Genomic DNA, 18,626 nt, shown 5'->3' on the forward strand with positions numbered 1-18,626 from the left:
AGATTCCGGACCTAAAACGGTTGACAGCTCGGCCGGTGGCGGTAGGCTGTAATCATTGTCCGGTTTTAAGGTCGGACTTGCTGGTTTTCCGGCGCGCGTTGACGGGTTGGCCCCCGGAGCACTAGATAACACCTTGGCGTACGCCGTCGAGGAATGGACCGAAGCTCCGGGGGCAAATCTGTATCCAGCGGCGGATCTCCCGCCGGGGGTCTTCGGCATCACACGAGCCGTTCGTCCCGGGTCCAGAAAGCACGCGTATAATTGTGCCTTGACCTCATTAAGATCCTGACATTCATGGTCCAGACACTTAATCCTGTTCGGAACAATCACGGTGAAGCGATTCGCTCCCGTCTCCATGAGGATCACCTCTTCAGCAGAAAGGGACTTTCGCGTGCGCGTAGTCACGATCATTCCGACCTACAACGAGCTCGAATCGTTGCCGATCACCGTGGGTCGCCTACGTGCCGCAGTCCCTGACTCGGATGTATTGATCGTCGATGACAACAGCCCGGACGGCACCGGCGACCTCGCCGACAAGATGGCCAGCGAAGACAGCGCCATCCACGTCATGCACCGCACCGGCAAGGAAGGACTCGGGGCCGCATACCTTGCGGGCTTCCGCTGGGCCCTCGACGCCGGCTACGACGTGCTCGTTGAAATGGACGCCGACGGTTCCCACAAGCCCGAGCAGCTGCCGTTGCTGCTGGCCGAAATCCCCAAGGGCGCCGACCTCGTCATCGGCTCGCGCTGGGTCAAGGGCGGTTCCGTCGTGAACTGGCCGCTGCACCGCAAGGCGATTTCCCGCGTGGGCAGCTTCTACTCGCGCATGATGCTGGGCGTCAACCTTCGCGACATCACCGCAGGTTACCGCGCATTCCGCCGCGAAACCCTCGAGGCGCTCGATTTCAGCGCTGTCGAGTCCGTCGGCTACGGTTTCCAGGTCGACATGACCTTCCGCGTGGCACAGCTGGGCAAGAACATAGTAGAGGTTCCCATCACCTTCGTCGAGCGCGAACTCGGCGTCTCGAAGATGAGCGGCAACATCGTTGTCGAGGCGATGCTGAACGTGACCAAGTGGGGACTTGGCGCACGCTGGAAGAAGCTGACCGGCAAGAAGTAGTCGCTGGCCAGACACACGCATTAAAGCCTGCGGGGCCCGGTGGAAATCCACCGGGCCCCGCAGGCTTTAATGCTGATGTTGCTTAGGACTTGGCTGCTGCCTGGGCTGCGCCACGGGTGGCACGCAACTTGTCCAAGCGATCCTGGAGGATCGTTTCAAGTTCTTCCGGGGTGCGACGCTCGAGGAGCATGTCCCAGTGAGTACGAACCGGCTTCTCGGTCGACTCCTCTTCCTGCTTCTCACCATTGACCAGCGTTGCTTCCTTGCCGGTCTTGGAGGTCCAGGTCTGCGGGATCTCTGCCTCGGCGGCAAAGATCACAAACACCTGTTCGCCGTCCTCGCAACGGTATTCAACGCGCTGGCGCGCTGCTGGCTCGACGCCAGCCTCAGTTTCCATGCTCTGTGCGCCAAGGCGCATTCCACGCAGGCTGCGATCGCTCATGTTGTCTCCCTACTGCGATTACAAACGGGTTCGGCTACCGATTTCAACGTCCCGGTTCAGCATAAAATTCCCGCGGGGCGCAAGTCTCGAAGTTTCTATTATACGGCCCCGACAAGGCTTCGGGCGGGCAACCTCGTTTATGAGGTCGCCCGCCCGAAAACCCGGCCAGTATTGGCATCGATTACATCAGGGTGCTGCCGCCGGCCGGCGGCTTCTCGTCCCCGCTCGGGGCGCCGAAGTTGCCCAGTGCGCCGCCGATTCCCTTCAACGCCTCGCCCACCTCGCTGGGGATGATCCACAGCTTGTTGGACGTACCCTCGGCGAGCTTGGGCAGCGTCTGCAGGTACTGGTAGGCAAGCAACTTCTGGTCCGGCTTGCCCGCGTGGATCGCGTCGAAGACCTTCTGGATGGCCTGAGCCTCGCCGTCCGCCCGCAGGATTGCGGCCTTGGCGTCGCCTTCGGCCTTCAGGATCGAGGCCTGGCGCTGGCCCTCGGCGGTCAGGATCGCCGACTGCTTGGTGCCTTCGGCGGTCAGGATGGCTGCGCGGCGGTCACGCTCGGCACGCATCTGCTTCTCCATCGAGTCCTGGATCGACAGGGGCGGGTCGATGGCCTTGAGCTCGACACGGGAGACACGGATGCCCCACTTGCCGGTGGCTTCGTCCAGCACCCCGCGGAGCTGGCCGTTGATCTGGTCGCGGCTGGTCAGGGCCTCTTCCAGGTTCAATCCGCCAACGACGTTACGGAGAGTGGTAGTGGTCAGCTGCTCAACGGCCTGGATGTAGTTCGCGATCTCGTACGTCGCCGCGCGGGGCTCGGTGATCTGGAAATACACGACGGTGTCGATCGAGACAACCAGGTTGTCCTCGGTGATCACCGGCTGCGGCGGGAAGCTGACGACCTGTTCGCGCAGGTCCAAGATCGGGAGCAGGCGATCCACGAACGGAATCAGTAGGGTCAATCCCGGTAGAAGGGTGCGGTGGTATTTGCCCAATCTCTCCACGATCCCGGCCCGTGCCTGCGGAATGATCCGCACTGCGCGCAAGAGCACGATGATCACGAAGACTGCCAGTACAACCAGGACGACCGTTAAGCCCAGACCCGATGTTTGCATCTCTTCTCTCTTTCGTTGGGGCACCCGGACAGGGCGCCAATAAACCTAAAGGTGCGGGTGGAGCAAGGACTAGTCCAGCCCGGTCATGTGGGTACGGCGGGTGATGTAGGCGGTGGCTCCCTCGATGCGCACCACCGAACCATAGGTTCCCGGCTGCAGTGCAACCTCGTCATCCGTGCGGACGGACCAGGTCTCCCCGCCGATTTTTGCGCGACCGTTCATCCGGTTCGTCGGTTCCAGCACCAGCGCGTCCTCGCCGATCAGGCGATCGACATTGGTGCGCAGCGCTTCCGGGTCCTTGCGCAGGTGTCTCAGTGCGATCGGCCTGACCAGGATGATCATGGCCAGTGACGTGATGCAGAAGACGACGACCTGTAACCATGTCTCCCCGCCGACCAATGCGACGGCTACACCGCCGAGCGCCCCAACGCCCAGCATGATGAAGTACAGATCAAGGGAGATCATCTCGATGATGGCCAGCAACAGGAATAGCGCTAGCCAAACCACCCAGGCATTTGAAACTGCCCACTCAATCATTTTTTCCCCTCAAGGCGTGATGCGTTGGATCCACACCAACTCGTGCTTCCATTTTGCCCGACGGGGTACCCAAATCGAATCAGCACAAGGGAGTATGTTCGGGCGCCCGCGCCTCATCATTCCGGCTTCCCGCCGCGGATCGGCGGCGGGAAATCAGCGGCGCCTGAATTCCTGGACCCTGAAGGCGGCCGCAAGTTCGATGGCCCCGGGATGCGCCTCGATGCGTTCGCGGAGCACCGCGGGATCCAGGTGGTGGCCGGCCGGACCCATCATCGCCAGGTCGAAGGCCTGATCGGGGGAGAGCTCCAGCGGCACGCGGATTTCCCGGGTCTTCTCCAGGACGAAGGATTCGCCCATGGATGCGACAACTCCCGCCGCCTTGTCGCCCGCGATCCCCAGCAGGCCCAGCAGCTGCGCGCCGTCCGCCAGGTGATCGGGCAGGGGAGTGACAACCAAGGCCAGGCCGCCCGGGCGAAGCACCCGTGCGAACTCCTGCCCGTTGTGCGGGGAGAAGACGTTGATCAGCGCGTCAAAGGAGGCGTCACCCATCGGCAGCTCGCGCCACAGGTCCCAGACCAACGCAAGGGTGCCCGGAAGCTTCGCGGCCCTGCGCATGGCGAACTTGGAAATGTCCACGGCGATGGCCGTGGCCGATTCCGGCAGTCCGTGAAGTACCTGGCCGAGGTAGTAGCCGGTTCCGGCGCCGGCATCCAGGATCCGGGGGCCGGAATTTCCCTCGACCGCGGCGGCAACGGACTCGGTGAGGGCCTCCGCCAACGGCCCGTAGTGGCCCGCCTCAAGGAAGGCGGCCCTGGCAGCAACCATGGCGGAGCCGTCCTCGCGGAAGGCGGTTCCCTTCCCTGTCAGCAGGTTGAAGTACCCCTGCTTGGCCGCATCGAAGGCGTGCAGGTCAGCACAGGAAAGCTGGGCCGGTCGGCCCGGGCGGGTGCGCAATCGCAGCTCGAGTCGGCAGACGGGACAGAGAAGTCCCAGATCCAGGTTTGTCGGCTGCGCCACTTGCTTCCTTCGGGTTGGGGGCTTTGGGTAGGCTAGCGCGGTGAAACCAGTGCAACTAGAACTACTCACTACTGTATCGGCGCCAAGCCTCAGCCCCGATTCCACCCGCGCCGTGGTTGCGGCATCGCGGCCGAGTTTCGCCAGCAACACCTACGTCGGCCAGCTGTGGGAAATCCGCGTGGATGGCTCCGTGCTGCCGAGGCGCCTCACCCGAGGGGAGTCGGACCGCCAGCCCCGGTACGCGCCGGACGGATTGAGCATCGCCTTCCTGCGCCCCGACGCCAAGGGCAAGGCCCAACTGGCGGTGGTTGAGGCCGGCGGCGGCGAACCACGGGTGCTCACCGACCGTCCGATGGGAGTCAGCGGTTTCACTTGGTCTCCCGACTCTCTGGCCATTGCCTTCACCTCACGCACCGCCGAACCAGGGCGCTACGGGTCGATCGAGGGCGTCGGGGCAGGCGACGAGGCGCCACGGCGCATCTCCACCTTCAACTACCGCGGCGATGGCGTGGGATTCGGGACTGACAAGATCCAGGGTCTGTTCAGCCTGGACGTGCCCGGTCCGGATACCGAACCGTTCATCAAGCCAAGGGGCCGGGCTGCCCACGGGGTGACCCCGCTGCCCACGGGCCTGCCGGTCGTGCGCAAGCTTGCCGTGGCAACCCAGGACATCAACGAACCCGCCTACGGCCCCGACGGCCAATGGGTCTACTTCACCTCGGCGCTGCACGAAGACCACGATTCGGATCTGCGCTCGATGATCCACAGGGTTCCGTCCGGTGCGCCTGAACCGGCCGAACCCGAGCTGGTGCTGGGCGACCCGGTCGGGGAATGGGCCTACCGCTCGGCGTGCTGGAGCCCGGACGGATCCACGCTCTTTGCCCTGGCCCAGCATGTGGGGAAATCCGGCACGGACTTCCTGGCCAAGCACACGGTGGTGGTATCCGTGCCGGCCACGGCCCTGCCCGCCGCAAGCGCCCTTGCCCCGGACGAAGCCCAACAGGCCGACTACACGGAGTCCGAGTCACTGGTGCCCTTCGGCGGCAACTCGGTGCTGGCCTGCGCCCGCGTGCGCGGCACCGGTGAACTGCACCGGATCGCCGCCGACGGCGCGGTGGACGTGCTCAGCTCGGGGCCGAGAATCATCCACGGAGCCGCCGCCAGCGGCGGGACGGTCGTGGTGTCCCACGTTTCCGAGGATTCGCCGGGGGAGTGCTCCGCGCTGGAAGCCGGCGGACTGCGCCGGCTGACCGATTTCGCGGAGCCCCTGCGGCAACAAGCGGGCATCAGCCTTCCGCGGGAGGCGACCTTCGCCGCACCCGACGGATACCCGGTCCACGGCTGGATCCACCTGCCCGCCGGTCCCGGCCCGCACCCGGTGCTGTTGAACATCCACGGCGGTCCGTTTTCCCAGTACGGACCCGGCTATTTCGACGAAGCGCAGGTCTACGCGGCCGCAGGGTACGCGGTGCTGCAGTGCAACCCGCGAGGCAGCTCCAGCTACGGGCGCGACCACGGGCTGGCGATCCGGCACGCCATGGGAACAGTCGACCTGCTCGACGTGATCGCCTTCCTGGACGGCGCGTGCGATGCCAACCCCGAACTGGACGCCGACAGGGCGGGTGTCCTGGGTGGTTCCTATGGCGGGTACCTGACCGCCTGGACGATCGCCCACGAGCACCGCTTCGCCGCGGCGTTGGTGGAGCGCGGTTTCCTTGACCCGGCGTCGTTTGTCGGCACTTCCGACATCGGATGGTTCTTTGCCGATGCCTACACGGGGTCCGACCCTGCGCACGTGGCCGGCCAATCTCCCATGGCAAGGCTCGACCGGGTGCGCACTCCGACGATGGTCATGCATTCGGAAGGCGACTACCGATGCCCGCTCGAGCAGGCCCAACGCTATTACGTTGGTCTCAAGCAGCGCGGCGTGCCGACCGAGTTCGTGCTCTTTCCGGGCGAAAGCCACGGGCTGAGCCGTGGAGGATCCCCGTGGCACCGACGGCAGCGCTTTGAAGCAATCCTCGAGTGGTTCAACCGCTATTTGCCGGTGGAGGGACCTATTGCGGTCGATGCGGCGGGACAGGTCGCGGAGCCCCGGAGCTAAAACCATTCGTTGATGACAATTTGTATTCGGCCATTGAGCAATCGCCCGAAGTCCGGGAGGCGTTGGCCCAACGGAGGAGAGCGGGATGACGGCGAAATTCAAGACGCGTCTGCTCGTGGGCGCAGTTGCGGCCATTGCCCTGGCCGGCTGCGCCGTTCTTCCGAATTCAAGCCCGGGCGGTCACGGGACTGCCTCGATCCGCACCACGGCCTATACCGCCGCCGATTTCTGGGGCAATTATCGGATGAGCGCCGCACTCGAAGTCAATCCCGCGCAATCGCTCGATGACCTGTACGCGCGATCCGTACTGGTCGTGCTTGGTTCCGTCATCGACGCCGATCCAGGACCATCCAACCCTGTGCGCCTGGATGACGGATCGAACGATACGAATGGAACAACGATCCTGACCGTCGGGGTGGACAAGGTCCTTGCCGGCTCCCCGGCGGAGCAGGTCAAGGTGTGGATCTCGAACACGAACCAATCGGCAAACGACGCCCCGTCGGCCTTGATGCCCGCGGACCGGCTCGTTTGGTACCTGCGCCCCAGCGAGGAGCCCGGCATCATGTACGCAACGGCGCGTGACGGGATCATCGGAACCACCGCCGAAGGCAAGCTCACGACCGTGCTGGGTTCGCTGGGGGATGAACTGTTCCCACCGACAATCACCTCGGTCGACGCGCTTGCCGACTCGGTCGTGGCGCTCAAGGAGAAAACCGCAGGCTAGCCGGCAACACCAGACATGGAGTCTACGGACCAAAATCCCGGGCAACCGTGTGGCTTCCGGCGTCCTCCGCAGTGGGTCACCGAACCGTGGGATTCCTTCATGCGCTCACCGGCATTCAGTGGAGCGCCGTCCGCCTGACGGGGCTGGGTTGCTCAGAAATTCAGCCCGGTCCGGGCTTCCTCGATGCCGGGATTCGCCCAGCGAACGTACTCGTGGCTGGCGCACAACGAGCGAGTCAGAGCCTTGTCGATGTACACGGTTCCGTCCAGGTGGTCGGTTTCATGCTGGAAGATCCGCGCCTGCCAACCACTGAAGGAGCGCTTGTGGGCCAATCCATCTGCATCCGTGTAGGTGGTGTCGATATCGGCCGGGCGATCAACGACCCCCTGATAGCCATTGAAGGAGAGGCATCCCTCGTAGAAGGCTGCCGTCCGCTCGCTGCTCGCGGCATAGGTCGGGTTCAGGACCTCGAAGTACTCCAGGGGCATGCGTTCACGCACGGCCGCGACATCATCGTTTGTCGGGTACATGTCCTCGAGTACGGCGATTCGCAAGGGAATGCCGAGTTGCGGGGCGGCAAGGCCTACCCCGGGCGCGTCATGCATGACGGATTTCATGGTGTCCAGGAAGGCGCGAAGCAGCGGCGCATCCAACTGGTCCGTGAATTCCTGGGCCGGCATGCGAAGAACCGGGTGGCCGAGCTGGACTATGGGCGGAACCGTGCCCGAATCGTGGAGCTGAACGAGTCGGGTGACCTCTTCGCGGATCCAGTCGGGGGAGAGGAAGTCCTCTTCGGTGAATTCTGGGTTCTGGCTCATGCGTTCACACCTTCAGCTAGTGGTTCATTGGCTTCTTTGCCAGGGGCGGAATGCCGCAATGCGTTCAGCCTGCTTTCCAGCCGTGATGCATCAAGATCGGGCAGCAGCGACAACGAATCGGTGAAGTCGCCGTCAATCAAAAGATCGAGCCGGATACCGTGATCGTAGAGAACGTCGATGGCGTTGGCCAAACGGCGGAGCCCGAAGGGCGTCATGTCGGCGGAACCCGGGACACCGGAAACTACCCAGTGGCTGTGGTCCTTGGCCAGCTCGAGGTAATCCAACGTGGACGTCAACGATTCGCAGAGATCGCGGAAAACAAACCAAACGTGGTCGCCGGCAACCCGCAGGGCGCGGATTTCATGGCTGGTTGGCTTGAGCATGGTCGACTCTGTGGGATCCGGCAGGCCGATGCCGAGAGCCTGCAATTCCAAGTCCGACGGAGCGATGGCTAGCGTGCCGGTGGCGAATCCCAGCCTGTCGGCCTCGTTCCTGTCCAGCGAGCGGTAATCCAGCTTGGCGTCCAGTTCGTGGACGTTCATTTGCTCGCGAATGGCATCGACGGTCGGCAGGATCAAGTGGTGGTAGTACTCGTCGGCGAGCAATTCCTCCGGCGGATAGTTTGAGGTCGTGATCAACAGGATCCGCCTGCCCATGATGAATTTGAACATCCGGGCCAGCAACATCGCATCGCCAGGGTCGTTACAGTGGAATTCGTCGAAGCAGAGTACCTCGACATCGCCCAGCATCGACTCGATGGCCTGCTCTATTGCGCTCGTGCGAGCCTCAACCCGATCCATGCGGCCACGGGACGAGCCCAGGGAGCCGGGTTCGTCCACCCGCGCCAACGCCAGCGTCGTTGCCTTGTGGGCCGTGGAATGCAGTTCACGGAAGAAATCGTGGAAATGTACGCGTCGCTTCCTTGACGTGGGCAACGCGTCAAAGAACGCGCCGAGAATCCAGGTCTTGCCGCGGCCCGGAGGACCCCAGAGATAAACGTGTTTTCCGACGGGGGACTGGTGCCCCGGGCCAAGATGGAATGCCGCGTTGTAGCCAAGCAATTGGACGGCAGCTCGTTGTTGCTCATCAAGTTCCAGGCGTTCGACCGTTGCGCGCTCGTGAATGATTCGCTGAAGGTCTTCGTGCAATCCGTCCGATGTCCCGGATGACGGGGAAACCTGAACGTCCGAATATTGATGTGGCATACCATCGAGTTTCCCTGAATAACTATGCAACCACCAATCCGTGCCCAAATGCACTCGAACGAGTAGTTATGTCAACCAAAAGTTATCTTTCGGAGGGCGACGATGGGCGAGTGTATGGTCGTGAATTTTCGCGAATTAACTCCGCGAATATTGCGGTCAAGATCGACCGCCACTCGCTCGGCTGCGGCATCCCCGCACCGCGGGCTTCAGCGGAACGCTCGACGCGGTTGGCGACCAACGTCCGAAATTGCTGAAAAACGAAAAATTGGCGGGGGATTCGGGTCGATTTGTCGGATGGTCACCATGGTCAAAAATCTGATATTTGACCACTTCCAGGAACTGATTCAGTACGCCGATAATCTACATTATGTCAAGTAATACTTCGAGAGCCCCTCTCGGTCCAGGTGTCGCGAGTCCTGTGGGATGGAACCGCGGCAATTCGCGCCGCACATAGTGCGACGCCTAGCGATGAAAACCACACCCGTGCGGATCCGGAAACGGCGTGCGGTCGATTTTGGCGGGACACGACCACGCCTTCGGAACGAGACAACAACCGAGATGGGCCGGCTGGCCCGGCGGAGCGCCGTGAACGCCGGCGTGGATTCCCGGAATGATCAACGAAACGCTAAATTCTTCTATGCACCACGCGCCCAATCCAAGAATCGAGATTGCCATGACCGTTGGGCCTAGACGCAGCCCGATGCGCAAGACACTGCCATTCATATGGCTCTACACGGCGATCCTTACATTGTTCGCGTTTATCGCCTGGCTTTCCGATAGCTTCGCGGGCATATCCTTACAACTCACTTTCTGGAGCGGAATGTTGCTGCTGTTCGCGGGAGGCTTGTTTCTGAAGTTCGATTCAACCTAGGTGACCTGGCTCGATGACTTCTCGTTTGATCTGCCCGTAAGAGCGGCAGGCATTCAGATTGCGGTGTGCTCCGTCCCGCTATTGGTGATGACGGCGATCGTGTCGGCTACTCACGCCGACAACGGCTGCCAACCAGCGTTGCTGTTCCCACAGTGGATGTGCCAGTGAGCGTTCCATTTGCGGACGCGCAATCGCACCGAAGAGGACTTTGGATTGCGCAGTCGGCTCCTGGGAATGACACTAAGGGTGACGTCTTAGCCGATGCCCCACCGCGACACTCCCCCACCCAAAACCAACAGCGGCCGATTGATGGCTGGATACCCGAACTCATGTCTCGAAATGCAGTAGGTTATCAAAATGGCCCGCAGTCTCCGTACTGTGTCAATGATTTCAAGGAGGCGCGAGGTCGTTGGTTCATGGCGGCACCGGTGCACCATTCCCGGCGGGACCGATCGGTGCCACGTCGCGAGCAAGGCCTCTTCGTGGCGGGCATCCAGGCCACCTATTCGTGGGAACTTCTTGGCCATCACAACTCCCGCGGTTGGCTCCGGCGATTCCTTGACCGCACCCGCCGACGCTGAGCGCACCGCAGCTTTTTCGATGGGCGTCGAGCGCTCGGTCCACCAGTAGTGGCAGGCGACCTCGCCCAAGGATCAGCCACCGGCCGGCCGCTCACAGCAAAGGCACAGGCGGGTGCTATGTAGGGGGCTAGCCATCCCGCCCTAGACTGTGCACATGAGCGTCGAAGGCGCAGACTTGGGGAGAGATCACATGCGACGTGCCGAATCCGTTCCGCAGCGTTTCCACAACCATCCTCATCACCGCACCCGGCTGTGGACCGTTGCGCTGTGCGCGACACTGGTTGGCGGCGTTGCCGCATGTTCCGGCGAGCCACGGCCGCCTGTGAGGGTGGAGGCCCCACCGGACCCTTCTTTCGTGCAGGAAGTGGTGGAGCCCAGTGCGCTGACCCGGCATCTGGAGGCGTTCCAGGATGCGGCGGACGCGAATGCTGGGAACCGGGCCGACGCCACTAAGGGCTATGAGGCGTCCGCGGCGTACGTCGAGGAGCAGTTGCGTGCGGCGGGGTACGAGCCGCGGCGCCAGGAGTTCAGCTACGGCCGGCGCAATCCCGTGGACGCGTTCAACATCCTGGCCGACACCGGCAGCAGCTCCGGCGGCGTGCTGGTACTCGGCGCGCACCTGGACTCGGTCGAGGAGGGACCCGGGCTCAACGACAACGGCAGCGGGGTCGCCGCGGTCCTCGAGGTCGCGCTGCGGCTCGCGGAGGAGGGCGCCGTGTCGCGGGAACGGATCCGGTTCGCGTTCTGGGGCGGCGAGGAAGACGGAATGCACGGCTCGGAATACTACGTCGAGCAACTCTCCCGCGAGGAAGCCGCCGCGCACGTCGCGTACTTGAACGTCGACGTGGTGGGCTCGCCGAACGCGGTGGCCTTCGTGTACGACGGCGACGGCTCGGACAGCAAGGAGGCCGGGCCCGAGGGGTCTGGCGCCATCGAAAAGGTGTTCCAGGACATCCTGCGGGCCGAGGGGGTCCAGTCGCTGCCGTTCGGGTTCATCGCGGATTCAGACTACGACGCGTTCGTGAAGGCCGGCATCCCGACCGGGGGCATATTCACCGGCGACGAAGGGACCAAGAGCGAGGCCGAGGCGCGCACCTTCGGCGGGCAGGCCGGGGAGCAGTACGACGAGTGCTACCACCAGGCCTGCGACACCATCAAGAACGTCGACATGGCCATGCTGGAGCTCATGACCGAAACGCTCATGAGTGCGACGGTTTCGCTCGGCAGCATCGAGGGCGGCCTGGCCAAGGGCGCGGCAACGGAATAGGGCGACGGCTGCGGCGCAGCGAACTCAGACCTTCACGAGGGCCGCCGCCTCATCGTGGGCGGACTCCGCGGCGTCGGTGATGAAATCGCCGCGCGAACCCAAGCTTCCTCCTGCGGGACGGATTTCATTCAGAACTATATCGTTCTGAGCAGGATTGAAACTCCTAGCCTGAATTTCCGTACCGCTCGTCCTCAGACCTCGCTTCGCAAGGTTCAGCGACGACCGGGTCGGGGTCGTTGTGGATCGCCTCGGTGATCGCATCACGGTGCACGGTCTTAAGGTCTTCTCTGATCTAGCATTTTGTAGTAGCACTCCCCCGCCCGCCGGCCGTGGAATTGCACCGACCATCCAGGCCGAAGCGTCCCGTCTGCCGTGACATTGAGGGTCAGACGTCGATTATTGGGGCTTGAATCCGGGCTTTCCAAGCGGACAACGAACTGCGCGGTTCGGCAGTGGCGGTCCATTCCATGTGGACGGGCCGATCGTTTTCATCTGCCAACGACCATGGTTGCGGCGTCGAAGTGTTACCGCTGTTGTTGTCGCTTTCGCCGTGGCATCACTATAGTAAACACCGTCCACCTGAACGCCGTTCAATTGGACGGTGTTCAAGTCGATGCCGTTCAGGATTGAAACGTAACAAGGAAATCTCCAATGACCAATCCTCGCACCCTCTCAAACCGTACCGGCGGGCGTCGGCTCGACGCCACCAGCCTCGCACGCGTCGCAGTCTTCGCGGCAATCGTCGCCGTGCTGGGCCTGCCGGGCGGATTCACCGTCGCCGGCGGCGTCCCGATCACCGTCCAGACGCTCGGCGTGATGCTCGCGGGAGCCATCCTCGGACCGTGGCTTGGCGCCCTCTCGATGACCGTGCTGCTGGCGCTGGTCGCGCTTGGCCTGCCCCTGCTTGCGGGCGGCCGTGGCGGCATCGGCGTGTTCTTCGGCCCGTCGGCCGGCTACCTCTTCGGCTGGATCCTCGGCGCATTCGTCATCGGCTTGATCGTGCACGCAGGCGGGCGCAAGCCGGTGCTGTGGCGGACGGCCGTCGGCGTCTTGACCGGCGGCATCCTGGCGATTTACGCCGTCGGCGTCCCGGTGCAGAGCCTGGTGACGCGCCTGCCGCTCGGCGAGACCGTCTTGATGAGTCTGGCGTTCATTCCCGGCGACCTGATCAAGGCCGTGACCGCAACGATCATCGTGATGACGTTGGTCCGGGCCTACCCGCGCGCATTCGGCCGCGTCTGGGCCCCGAAGACGACTCCGGTTCTGGAGCGCGTCTAGTGATCATCCCGGTGAGCGGCGGGGCGCCCGGCCTGCTCGGACATCTCCAGGAGATCCGCGAGGCGGGCAACGTCCCCCTCGTTGGCGATCCCCGATGGTCGCAGACACATTGGGACGCCATGGTCGCGGCCGCCACGCAGGCAGAGATTCCCGAGGGAACCGCCTGGGCGACGCTCACCTCCGGCAGCAGCGGAGCGCCGCGGATCGTGCTGCGCACCGCGGAGTCGTGGTCCGACTCGTTCACCGCCGTCGGCGGCTTCCTGGACGCCGGGCACGGGGAGAACGTGGCATTGCCCGCCCCGCCGGCTTCCTCGCTCACCCTCTTTTCCCTCGCGCACTCGCTCTCCGGCGGCCCGCGCCCGATGCTGCGGGTCACCCCGGATGCCGACGCCTTGCACGGAACGCCACAGGCTCTCCGTGCAGTGCTCGACGCGGGCGCGCCGCCACGGCTGCGCTCGGCGTTGATCGGCGGTTCCCACCTGGACCCGGAGCTCCGCAAGCGTGCCGAAGCCGCGGGTATCCGGGTGACGGCCTACTACGGTGCGGCCGAGCTGTCCTTCGTGGCCTGCGACGAGGGCGACGGCTTGCGGCCGTTCCCCGGTGTCGATGTGGAAATCCGGAACGGCGAGCTGTGGGCGCGCTCCGCCTTCACAGCCTCCGGCTATGCAGGCGCCCCCGGCCCGCTGCGCCGTGACGGCGAGTGGGCGACGGTCGGCGACCGCGCGGAACTCGTCGACGGCCGCCTCCGCCTGCTGGGAAGGGCCGACGACGCGATCCTGAGCGCCTCGGCGACAATCGTTCCCGAGGAGGTCGAGGCGGTGCTGCGCTCAATTCCGGGTGTCCGCGACGCGATCGTGTTCGGGTTGCCGCGCGGTCCCGTCGGTGCCCTTGTCTCGGCGCTGCTGGAGCTTGACGACGATGCGCCGGTTGATGTCCGATCGCTTGCCGCCGCCCGGTTGGCGACGGCGCACCGGCCGCGGCGCTGGTTCTCAGGCGAGATCCCGCGGACCGCATCGGGCAAGCCCGCGCGTGCCGCGGCCCTGCGCCTGGTCCTGGCCGGGGAGGTGCAGACCCTTGCATGCTGACAGCGATCCAGTGATCATTGCCGCCCGGCGCAGCCCGATCGGCACGCGAGGCCGCGCCCTGGCGCAACTGCGCGTCGAGGAGCTGGCGGCGCCCGTGATCCGGGCCGCCCTGGCCGATGCCGAGGCCTCGCACGGCGCCCCGATCTCCGTGGCCGACGTGCTCCTCGGGAACTGCATGGGCCCCGGCGGAAACCCCGGCCGCATCTCCGCCCTGGCGGCCGGGCTCGGCCACGGGGTTCCCGGCGTCACCGTGGACCGGCAGTGCGGAAGCGGCCTCGCGGCCGTGCTCGATGCCGCGGCAGCCATCCGCGCCGGTGACGCGCGCATGCGCGTGGCCGGCGGCGTGGAGAGCGCGTCCACGGCGCCGGTGCGTTCCGTGGACGGCATCGCCTACGGCCGGGCGCCGTTCGCCCCCGCGGGCTTCGACGACCCGGAGATGACCCGGGCCGCCGAGGACCTCGCCGTGCGCGACGGCATCCCGCGCGCCCGCCAGGACGCCCATGCCGCCCGCAGCCACGCCCGCGCACGCGCGGCACGCGACGCCGGCCGCTTCGACGCCGAGCTGGTGCCGCTGGCCGGCCTCCACCATGACGACGCGATCGGCGGCGCGGAGCGCCTGCTCCCCCGCCTGCCCGCGCTCTTCCCGGGTGGCTCGCTCACCGCGGGCACCGCAACGCGGATCGGGGACGGCGCCGCCGCCCTGGTGCTCGCCCCGGCCGGGACCGCTCCCGGGCTCGCGATCCGGGCCTCCGCCGTGGTCGGCTGCGATCCGGCGCTCCCGGGCATCGGGGCAGCCGGCGCGATCGAGGCTGCCCTGCGCTCGGCGGGGCTGAACCTTGCCGGCATCTCGGCGCTGGAGATCGTGGAGGCGTTCGCCGCGCAAAGTCTCGCTGTGCTCGACAGGATCGGGATCGACGACGACGACCCGAGGCTGTCCGCCGACGGCGGCGCGCTGGCGCTCGGCCACCCGTGGGGTGCCAGCGGCGCGGTCGCCGTGGTGCGCCTCTTCAGCCGCCTGGTGCGCGCCGGGGCGCCGGCCGGGACCCGCGGCGTCGCCGCGGCCTCGATCGGCGGCGGCATGGGGATCGCCGCGGTGCTGGAGGTCGTCCGATGAGCCAGACGGGAATCCACCTCAAGAACGTCGGCGTGCGTCTCGGGGATACGGACGTGCTGCGGGACGTCTCCCTCGGTCTCGACGCGCGCACCGTGGCCGTCATCGGGGAGAACGGCTCGGGCAAGTCCACGTTCGCCCGGCTGATCGGCGGGCTCATCGCCAGGACCTCGGGCGAGCTGGGCATCCTGGGGATCGACCCGGCCCGCCGGGCCGCCGAGCTGCGCCGCCGCATCGCGATCGTGTTCAGCAACCCGGACGCGCAGATCATCATGCCGACCGTCGCCGAGGACGTCGCCTTTTCGCTGCGCGCGGACCGGCTCCGCCCGGCCGAGCTCGAGGAACGGGTGGCCACCGCGATGGAACGGTTCGGCCTCACCGCATTGGCCGAGCGCCCGTCCCACGACCTCTCGGGCGGGCAGAAGCAGATGCTCGCGCTGTGCGGCGCGTTCGTGCGCAACCCGGAGCTGGTCATCGCGGACGAGCCGACCGCCTACCTGGACGCGCGCAATGCCAGGCGCGTCGCCGACCACCTGTTCGAGGACGTCGGCCAGCGACTGGTGCTGGTCACCCACGACCTCGCGCTGGCCGCGCGATGCGACCAGGCCGTGCTTTTTGCCGACGGACGCCTGGTGGCGGTCGGGGAACCGGACGCGATCATCGACAGGTACGAGGCGGTGCTGCGATGCTGACGCTCTACAAGCCGGGCAAAGGCTGGCTGCACCGCATGCCCGCCGGCCCGAAGCTGCTGCTGGTCCTGTCCGTCGTGCTCGCCGTGTCGCTGCTGCCGTCGCACTGGTGGTCGGCGGCCGTCGCCGCGGTGGCGGCCATCCTGGTCTACGCGGTGTCCGGCCTCGGCGCCGGACTGGGCGGGCTCCGGGAGCTGGGCCGACAGGTGTTCTCGGTCCGCTGGGTCATCGCGATCACCCTCGTCAGCCAGCTGATCTTCATGGGCCCGGAGCCCGCGGTCGCCAACGCCGCCCGGGTCACCGCCGCGATCGTGCTCGCCGCGCTGCTCGCGCTCACCACGCGGGTAACCGCGCTGCTGGACGCCATCGAGCGCGGGCTGCGCCCCCTGGAACGGCTGGGCCTGGATCCGCAGCGGATCGCGCTGCTGCTCACGGTGACCATCAGCACCATCCCGGTGCTCGGCCGCCGGGCAAACGAGGTGCGCGATGCGCAGCGGGCGCGCGGGGCACGGAACAACCCGCGCACCTTCGTCGTCCCGTTTCTCATCGTGGCGATCAAGCACGCGGACGAGCTGGGCGACGCGCTCACCGCGCGGGGCGTTCGATGAACCTCGACCAGCCGAACGCCGGCCGGCCGAGGGTGCTCGGTCCCGTCGTCGACGGCCAGACGCGTTGCGTCCACTACCGGACCCCGCTCGACGTGATTGCCATCAAGTTCGCGTGCTGCCGCGAGTTCTACCCGTGCCACCTCTGCCACGCGGAGACCGCCGACCACGATGCGGCCCAGTGGCCCGTCGGTTCCCGCGACGAGCAGGCCGTGCTCTGCGGCGTCTGCGGACACCTTTTGGCGATCACCGAATATCTCGGCGTCGACTCGTGCCCGAAGTGCGCCGCGGCGTTCAACCCGGGATGCAAGCTGCACACGGAGCTGTACTTCCAGGATTGATGCGGTGATGCGGGGCCCGTCGTCGACTCGGGCACCTGACTCGGACGCAGACCCGACGTTCGTCATTCCACGTGGATTTTCGTTGGCGCCTGTTCCATCCAACCCTCGACCTGCCGCGTGCTTGTCGATAGTGTGAACCGCAGCGAAGCCGAATTGGGGCCGACCGGATCAACGGACGAGCAACGGCGGCACCCCGTATCCATTCATGCGAAGGAGCACGCCATGGGAATCCTCTCCGTCGACCTTTTCATTACCTTGGACGGTGTCTATCAGGCGCCGGGCGGGCCCGACGAGGACCTCGAGGGTGGCTTTGAGCTCGGCGGCTGGCAGGGTGCGTATTCCGACCACGAGACGGGTGAGGCGATCGGTGCTGGCATCGACCGCATGGACGCATTGCTGCTGGGACGCAAGACCTACGAGATCTTCGCCGCCTACTGGCCGAACAGGGGCGAGGATGATCCCATCGCCGGAACCTTCAACGCCCTTCCAAAGTTCGTCGTGTCGCGTTCACTGGCCGACCCTTCATGGCGGGGCACCACGGCACTTTCGAATGTCACGGAGGTCGCCTCGCTGAAGGACCAATTCAACGACATCCACGTCATCGGCAGCGGCGACCTCGTACGGTCGCTACTCGATGCCAACCTCGTGGATCGGCTGAACTTGTTCCTCTACCCGCTCATTCTCGGATCGGGCAAAAGGCTGTTTCCGGATGGTGCAGGCGTGCCTGCGGCGTTCCGAATTGCGCAGCCACCCAGGACATTCCCGAAGGGCGCCATCCAGCTTTCCTATGAACGTGCCGGCGATCCGATCACGGGCGTCGACATCAGCGAGGTATAGCAACCTGCTTGGGCCGGTGTAGTTCTTCCAATACCCGCGTGTGCCGTCATCGTGGAACGCAGCTGAGTTCCGGCAAGCAACGCCCGGCGCTTTGCTTGAAGAAGTTGGCGAATTCCCTTCCACTCCCCCGACGCAGATGTTCCTTGCCTTGGTTGCGTCCGTGAGTAGCTCAACCCCAATTCGGATTGCGCAACCTACATTGTCTGGGAACGCGGCTACTTCGATGAAGGTCAGCCGACGCACTTGGTCACCACGTGTGAATACCCCTAGAGGAACAGCTTGAAGCCCACATGAGACGGTTCGAATCCAAGGCGCTCATAGAACCGATGTGCGCCTTCACGGGACTTGTCGCTGGTCAGCTGGACCAACGAAGCACCTCGACGCTGACCTTCCGCGATCGCCCACTCCATCATCGCCGTTCCCAAACCATTGCCACGCAATTTCTCATCCACCCGGACTGCTTCCACCAGCAGGCGCGCCGCACCCATGCGTGCAAGGCCCGGAATGATGGTCAACTGCATGGTGGCCACTACGGTGGCCGCGTCATCGGTCACGACAACCAGCAAGTGGGCAGGATCTGCGTCGATCGCATGGAATGCGTCCAGATATTGCGTGTGCCCTTCGGCCGTAGCTGTGTTTTCGGCCCGCCTCAGCACGTCGTTGACCATAAGTTCGACAATGGGGACGACGTCAGATTCAACGGCCTTGCGCAGATGGAAGTTTTCGCCGGACAAAGTGAAGGTTTCCTGGGTCATGGATTCATCCTTGCATGTGGACGGGGTCTAGGCCCGACATTGATGCCCGAAAAGCAGGCTGGTAGGTTGCCGAACACGGCACCTGGCGCACTCCCCTATTTGACTGCTTGAATTCATCCCTCGGA

Annotated in this window: 19 protein-coding genes; 12 read left to right on the top strand and 7 right to left on the bottom strand. The window is 65.1% G+C overall.

Annotation, left to right across the window (positions count from 1 at the left end; all coding sequences use genetic code 11):
• Nucleotides 1-391: 391 nt before the first annotated feature.
• Nucleotides 392-1,120 (top strand): polyprenol monophosphomannose synthase, encoded by a 729-nt coding sequence (locus tag ACFY5D_RS01920; protein WP_387524248.1) that lies wholly within the window; start codon nucleotides 392-394, stop codon nucleotides 1,118-1,120.
• Nucleotides 1,121-1,202: 82 nt separating this feature from the next.
• Here the strand turns inward: ACFY5D_RS01920 and ACFY5D_RS01925 are convergent, their stop codons facing one another.
• The 4 genes from ACFY5D_RS01925 to ACFY5D_RS01940 form a co-directional block, all read right to left on the bottom strand.
• Complete coding sequence (locus ACFY5D_RS01925) at nucleotides 1,203-1,562, bottom strand: RNA polymerase-binding protein RbpA (RefSeq protein WP_209996925.1); 360 nt, start codon at nucleotides 1,560-1,562, stop codon at nucleotides 1,203-1,205.
• A gap of 181 nt (nucleotides 1,563-1,743) precedes the next feature.
• Complete coding sequence (locus ACFY5D_RS01930; RefSeq protein ID WP_387524251.1) at nucleotides 1,744-2,676, bottom strand: SPFH domain-containing protein; 933 nt, start codon at nucleotides 2,674-2,676, stop codon at nucleotides 1,744-1,746.
• 69 nt (nucleotides 2,677-2,745) lie between these two features.
• Complete coding sequence (locus ACFY5D_RS01935) at nucleotides 2,746-3,213, bottom strand: NfeD family protein (protein ID WP_387524254.1); 468 nt, start codon at nucleotides 3,211-3,213, stop codon at nucleotides 2,746-2,748.
• A gap of 153 nt (nucleotides 3,214-3,366) precedes the next feature.
• Nucleotides 3,367-4,230: a methyltransferase domain-containing protein gene (locus tag ACFY5D_RS01940; protein ID WP_387524257.1), complete on the bottom strand. Its 864-nt coding sequence runs from the start codon at nucleotides 4,228-4,230 to the stop codon at nucleotides 3,367-3,369.
• A 40-nt stretch (nucleotides 4,231-4,270) separates the two neighbouring features.
• Between ACFY5D_RS01940 and ACFY5D_RS01945 the strand changes: the two genes are divergently transcribed.
• Nucleotides 4,271-6,334: a S9 family peptidase gene (locus tag ACFY5D_RS01945; RefSeq protein WP_387524260.1), complete on the top strand. Its 2,064-nt coding sequence runs from the start codon at nucleotides 4,271-4,273 to the stop codon at nucleotides 6,332-6,334.
• 85 nt (nucleotides 6,335-6,419) lie between these two features.
• Nucleotides 6,420-7,058: a hypothetical protein gene (locus ACFY5D_RS01950; protein ID WP_387524262.1), complete on the top strand. Its 639-nt coding sequence runs from the start codon at nucleotides 6,420-6,422 to the stop codon at nucleotides 7,056-7,058.
• 152 nt (nucleotides 7,059-7,210) lie between these two features.
• On the opposite strand, the gene ACFY5D_RS01955 is transcribed toward ACFY5D_RS01950, so the two are convergent.
• Both ACFY5D_RS01955 and zapE read right to left on the bottom strand, forming a co-directional pair.
• On the bottom strand, nucleotides 7,211-7,876 hold the full coding sequence (locus tag ACFY5D_RS01955) for a peptide deformylase (protein ID WP_387524265.1): 666 nt from the start codon (nucleotides 7,874-7,876) through the stop codon (nucleotides 7,211-7,213).
• Nucleotides 7,873-9,129: a cell division protein ZapE gene (zapE, locus tag ACFY5D_RS01960; RefSeq protein WP_387524268.1), complete on the bottom strand. Its 1,257-nt coding sequence runs from the start codon at nucleotides 9,127-9,129 to the stop codon at nucleotides 7,873-7,875. The genes ACFY5D_RS01955 and zapE overlap by 4 nt, the downstream gene beginning before the upstream one ends.
• Nucleotides 9,130-9,691: 562 nt before the next feature.
• On the opposite strand from zapE, the gene ACFY5D_RS01965 reads away from it, so the two are divergent.
• From ACFY5D_RS01965 to ACFY5D_RS02005, 9 genes are all read left to right on the top strand, one after another.
• Nucleotides 9,692-9,952 carry a hypothetical protein gene (locus ACFY5D_RS01965; protein WP_387524271.1) on the top strand — a complete coding sequence of 87 codons (261 nt, stop codon included), beginning with the start codon at nucleotides 9,692-9,694 and terminating at the stop codon, nucleotides 9,950-9,952.
• A 945-nt stretch (nucleotides 9,953-10,897) separates the two neighbouring features.
• Nucleotides 10,898-11,800: a M20/M25/M40 family metallo-hydrolase gene (locus tag ACFY5D_RS01970; protein WP_387524273.1), complete on the top strand. Its 903-nt coding sequence runs from the start codon at nucleotides 10,898-10,900 to the stop codon at nucleotides 11,798-11,800.
• A gap of 651 nt (nucleotides 11,801-12,451) precedes the next feature.
• On the top strand, nucleotides 12,452-13,078 hold the full coding sequence (locus ACFY5D_RS01975; protein ID WP_387524276.1) for a biotin transporter BioY: 627 nt from the start codon (nucleotides 12,452-12,454) through the stop codon (nucleotides 13,076-13,078).
• Complete coding sequence (locus tag ACFY5D_RS01980; protein WP_387524278.1) at nucleotides 13,078-14,163, top strand: class I adenylate-forming enzyme family protein; 1,086 nt, start codon at nucleotides 13,078-13,080, stop codon at nucleotides 14,161-14,163. The genes ACFY5D_RS01975 and ACFY5D_RS01980 overlap by 1 nt, the downstream gene beginning before the upstream one ends.
• Entirely contained in the window at nucleotides 14,153-15,277 is a 1,125-nt protein-coding gene (locus tag ACFY5D_RS01985) for a thiolase family protein (protein ID WP_387524281.1), read from the top strand. Before ACFY5D_RS01980 ends, ACFY5D_RS01985 begins: the two co-directional genes overlap by 11 nt.
• A complete protein-coding gene (locus tag ACFY5D_RS01990) occupies nucleotides 15,274-15,966 on the top strand; it encodes an energy-coupling factor ABC transporter ATP-binding protein (protein ID WP_387524284.1) in 693 nt (230 codons plus the stop codon). The genes ACFY5D_RS01985 and ACFY5D_RS01990 overlap by 4 nt, the downstream gene beginning before the upstream one ends.
• The gene (locus ACFY5D_RS01995) at nucleotides 15,960-16,571 is read left to right on the top strand and encodes an energy-coupling factor transporter transmembrane component T (protein ID WP_387524287.1); all 612 of its coding nucleotides are present in this window, start codon (nucleotides 15,960-15,962) and stop codon (nucleotides 16,569-16,571) included. The genes ACFY5D_RS01990 and ACFY5D_RS01995 overlap by 7 nt, the downstream gene beginning before the upstream one ends.
• Nucleotides 16,568-16,909 (top strand): CHY zinc finger protein, encoded by a 342-nt coding sequence (locus ACFY5D_RS02000; RefSeq protein ID WP_387524290.1) that lies wholly within the window; start codon nucleotides 16,568-16,570, stop codon nucleotides 16,907-16,909. The genes ACFY5D_RS01995 and ACFY5D_RS02000 overlap by 4 nt, the downstream gene beginning before the upstream one ends.
• A 222-nt stretch (nucleotides 16,910-17,131) precedes the next feature.
• Complete coding sequence (locus ACFY5D_RS02005; RefSeq protein ID WP_387524292.1) at nucleotides 17,132-17,746, top strand: dihydrofolate reductase family protein; 615 nt, start codon at nucleotides 17,132-17,134, stop codon at nucleotides 17,744-17,746.
• Between the two features lie 266 nt (nucleotides 17,747-18,012).
• Here the strand turns inward: ACFY5D_RS02005 and ACFY5D_RS02010 are convergent, their stop codons facing one another.
• The gene (locus tag ACFY5D_RS02010; protein WP_387524295.1) at nucleotides 18,013-18,501 is read right to left on the bottom strand and encodes a GNAT family N-acetyltransferase; all 489 of its coding nucleotides are present in this window, start codon (nucleotides 18,499-18,501) and stop codon (nucleotides 18,013-18,015) included.
• Nucleotides 18,502-18,626 lie beyond the last annotated feature (125 nt).

Source organism: Paeniglutamicibacter sp. NPDC012692 (assembly GCF_042901625.1).
Classification (GTDB): Bacteria; Actinomycetota; Actinomycetes; order Actinomycetales; family Micrococcaceae; genus Paeniglutamicibacter.

Excerpts from the sequence above, each read along its gene's own strand:
- ACFY5D_RS01925 (WP_209996925.1), bottom strand. The coding sequence starts at position 1,562 with ATGAGCGATCGCAGCCTGCGTGGAATGCGCCTTGGCGCACAGAGCATG.
- ACFY5D_RS01930 (WP_387524251.1), bottom strand. The coding sequence starts at position 2,676 with ATGCAAACATCGGGTCTGGGCTTAACGGTCGTCCTGGTTGTACTGGCA.
- ACFY5D_RS01935 (WP_387524254.1), bottom strand. The coding sequence starts at position 3,213 with ATGATTGAGTGGGCAGTTTCAAATGCCTGGGTGGTTTGGCTAGCGCTA.
- ACFY5D_RS01950 (WP_387524262.1), top strand. The coding sequence starts at position 6,420 with ATGACGGCGAAATTCAAGACGCGTCTGCTCGTGGGCGCAGTTGCGGCC.
- ACFY5D_RS01955 (WP_387524265.1), bottom strand. The coding sequence starts at position 7,876 with ATGAGCCAGAACCCAGAATTCACCGAAGAGGACTTCCTCTCCCCCGAC.
- ACFY5D_RS01965 (WP_387524271.1), top strand. The coding sequence starts at position 9,692 with ATGATCAACGAAACGCTAAATTCTTCTATGCACCACGCGCCCAATCCA.
- ACFY5D_RS01975 (WP_387524276.1), top strand. The coding sequence starts at position 12,452 with ATGACCAATCCTCGCACCCTCTCAAACCGTACCGGCGGGCGTCGGCTC.
- ACFY5D_RS01990 (WP_387524284.1), top strand. The coding sequence starts at position 15,274 with ATGAGCCAGACGGGAATCCACCTCAAGAACGTCGGCGTGCGTCTCGGG.
- ACFY5D_RS01995 (WP_387524287.1), top strand. The coding sequence starts at position 15,960 with ATGCTGACGCTCTACAAGCCGGGCAAAGGCTGGCTGCACCGCATGCCC.
- ACFY5D_RS02000 (WP_387524290.1), top strand. The coding sequence starts at position 16,568 with ATGAACCTCGACCAGCCGAACGCCGGCCGGCCGAGGGTGCTCGGTCCC.
- ACFY5D_RS02005 (WP_387524292.1), top strand. The coding sequence starts at position 17,132 with ATGGGAATCCTCTCCGTCGACCTTTTCATTACCTTGGACGGTGTCTAT.
- ACFY5D_RS02010 (WP_387524295.1), bottom strand. The coding sequence starts at position 18,501 with ATGACCCAGGAAACCTTCACTTTGTCCGGCGAAAACTTCCATCTGCGC.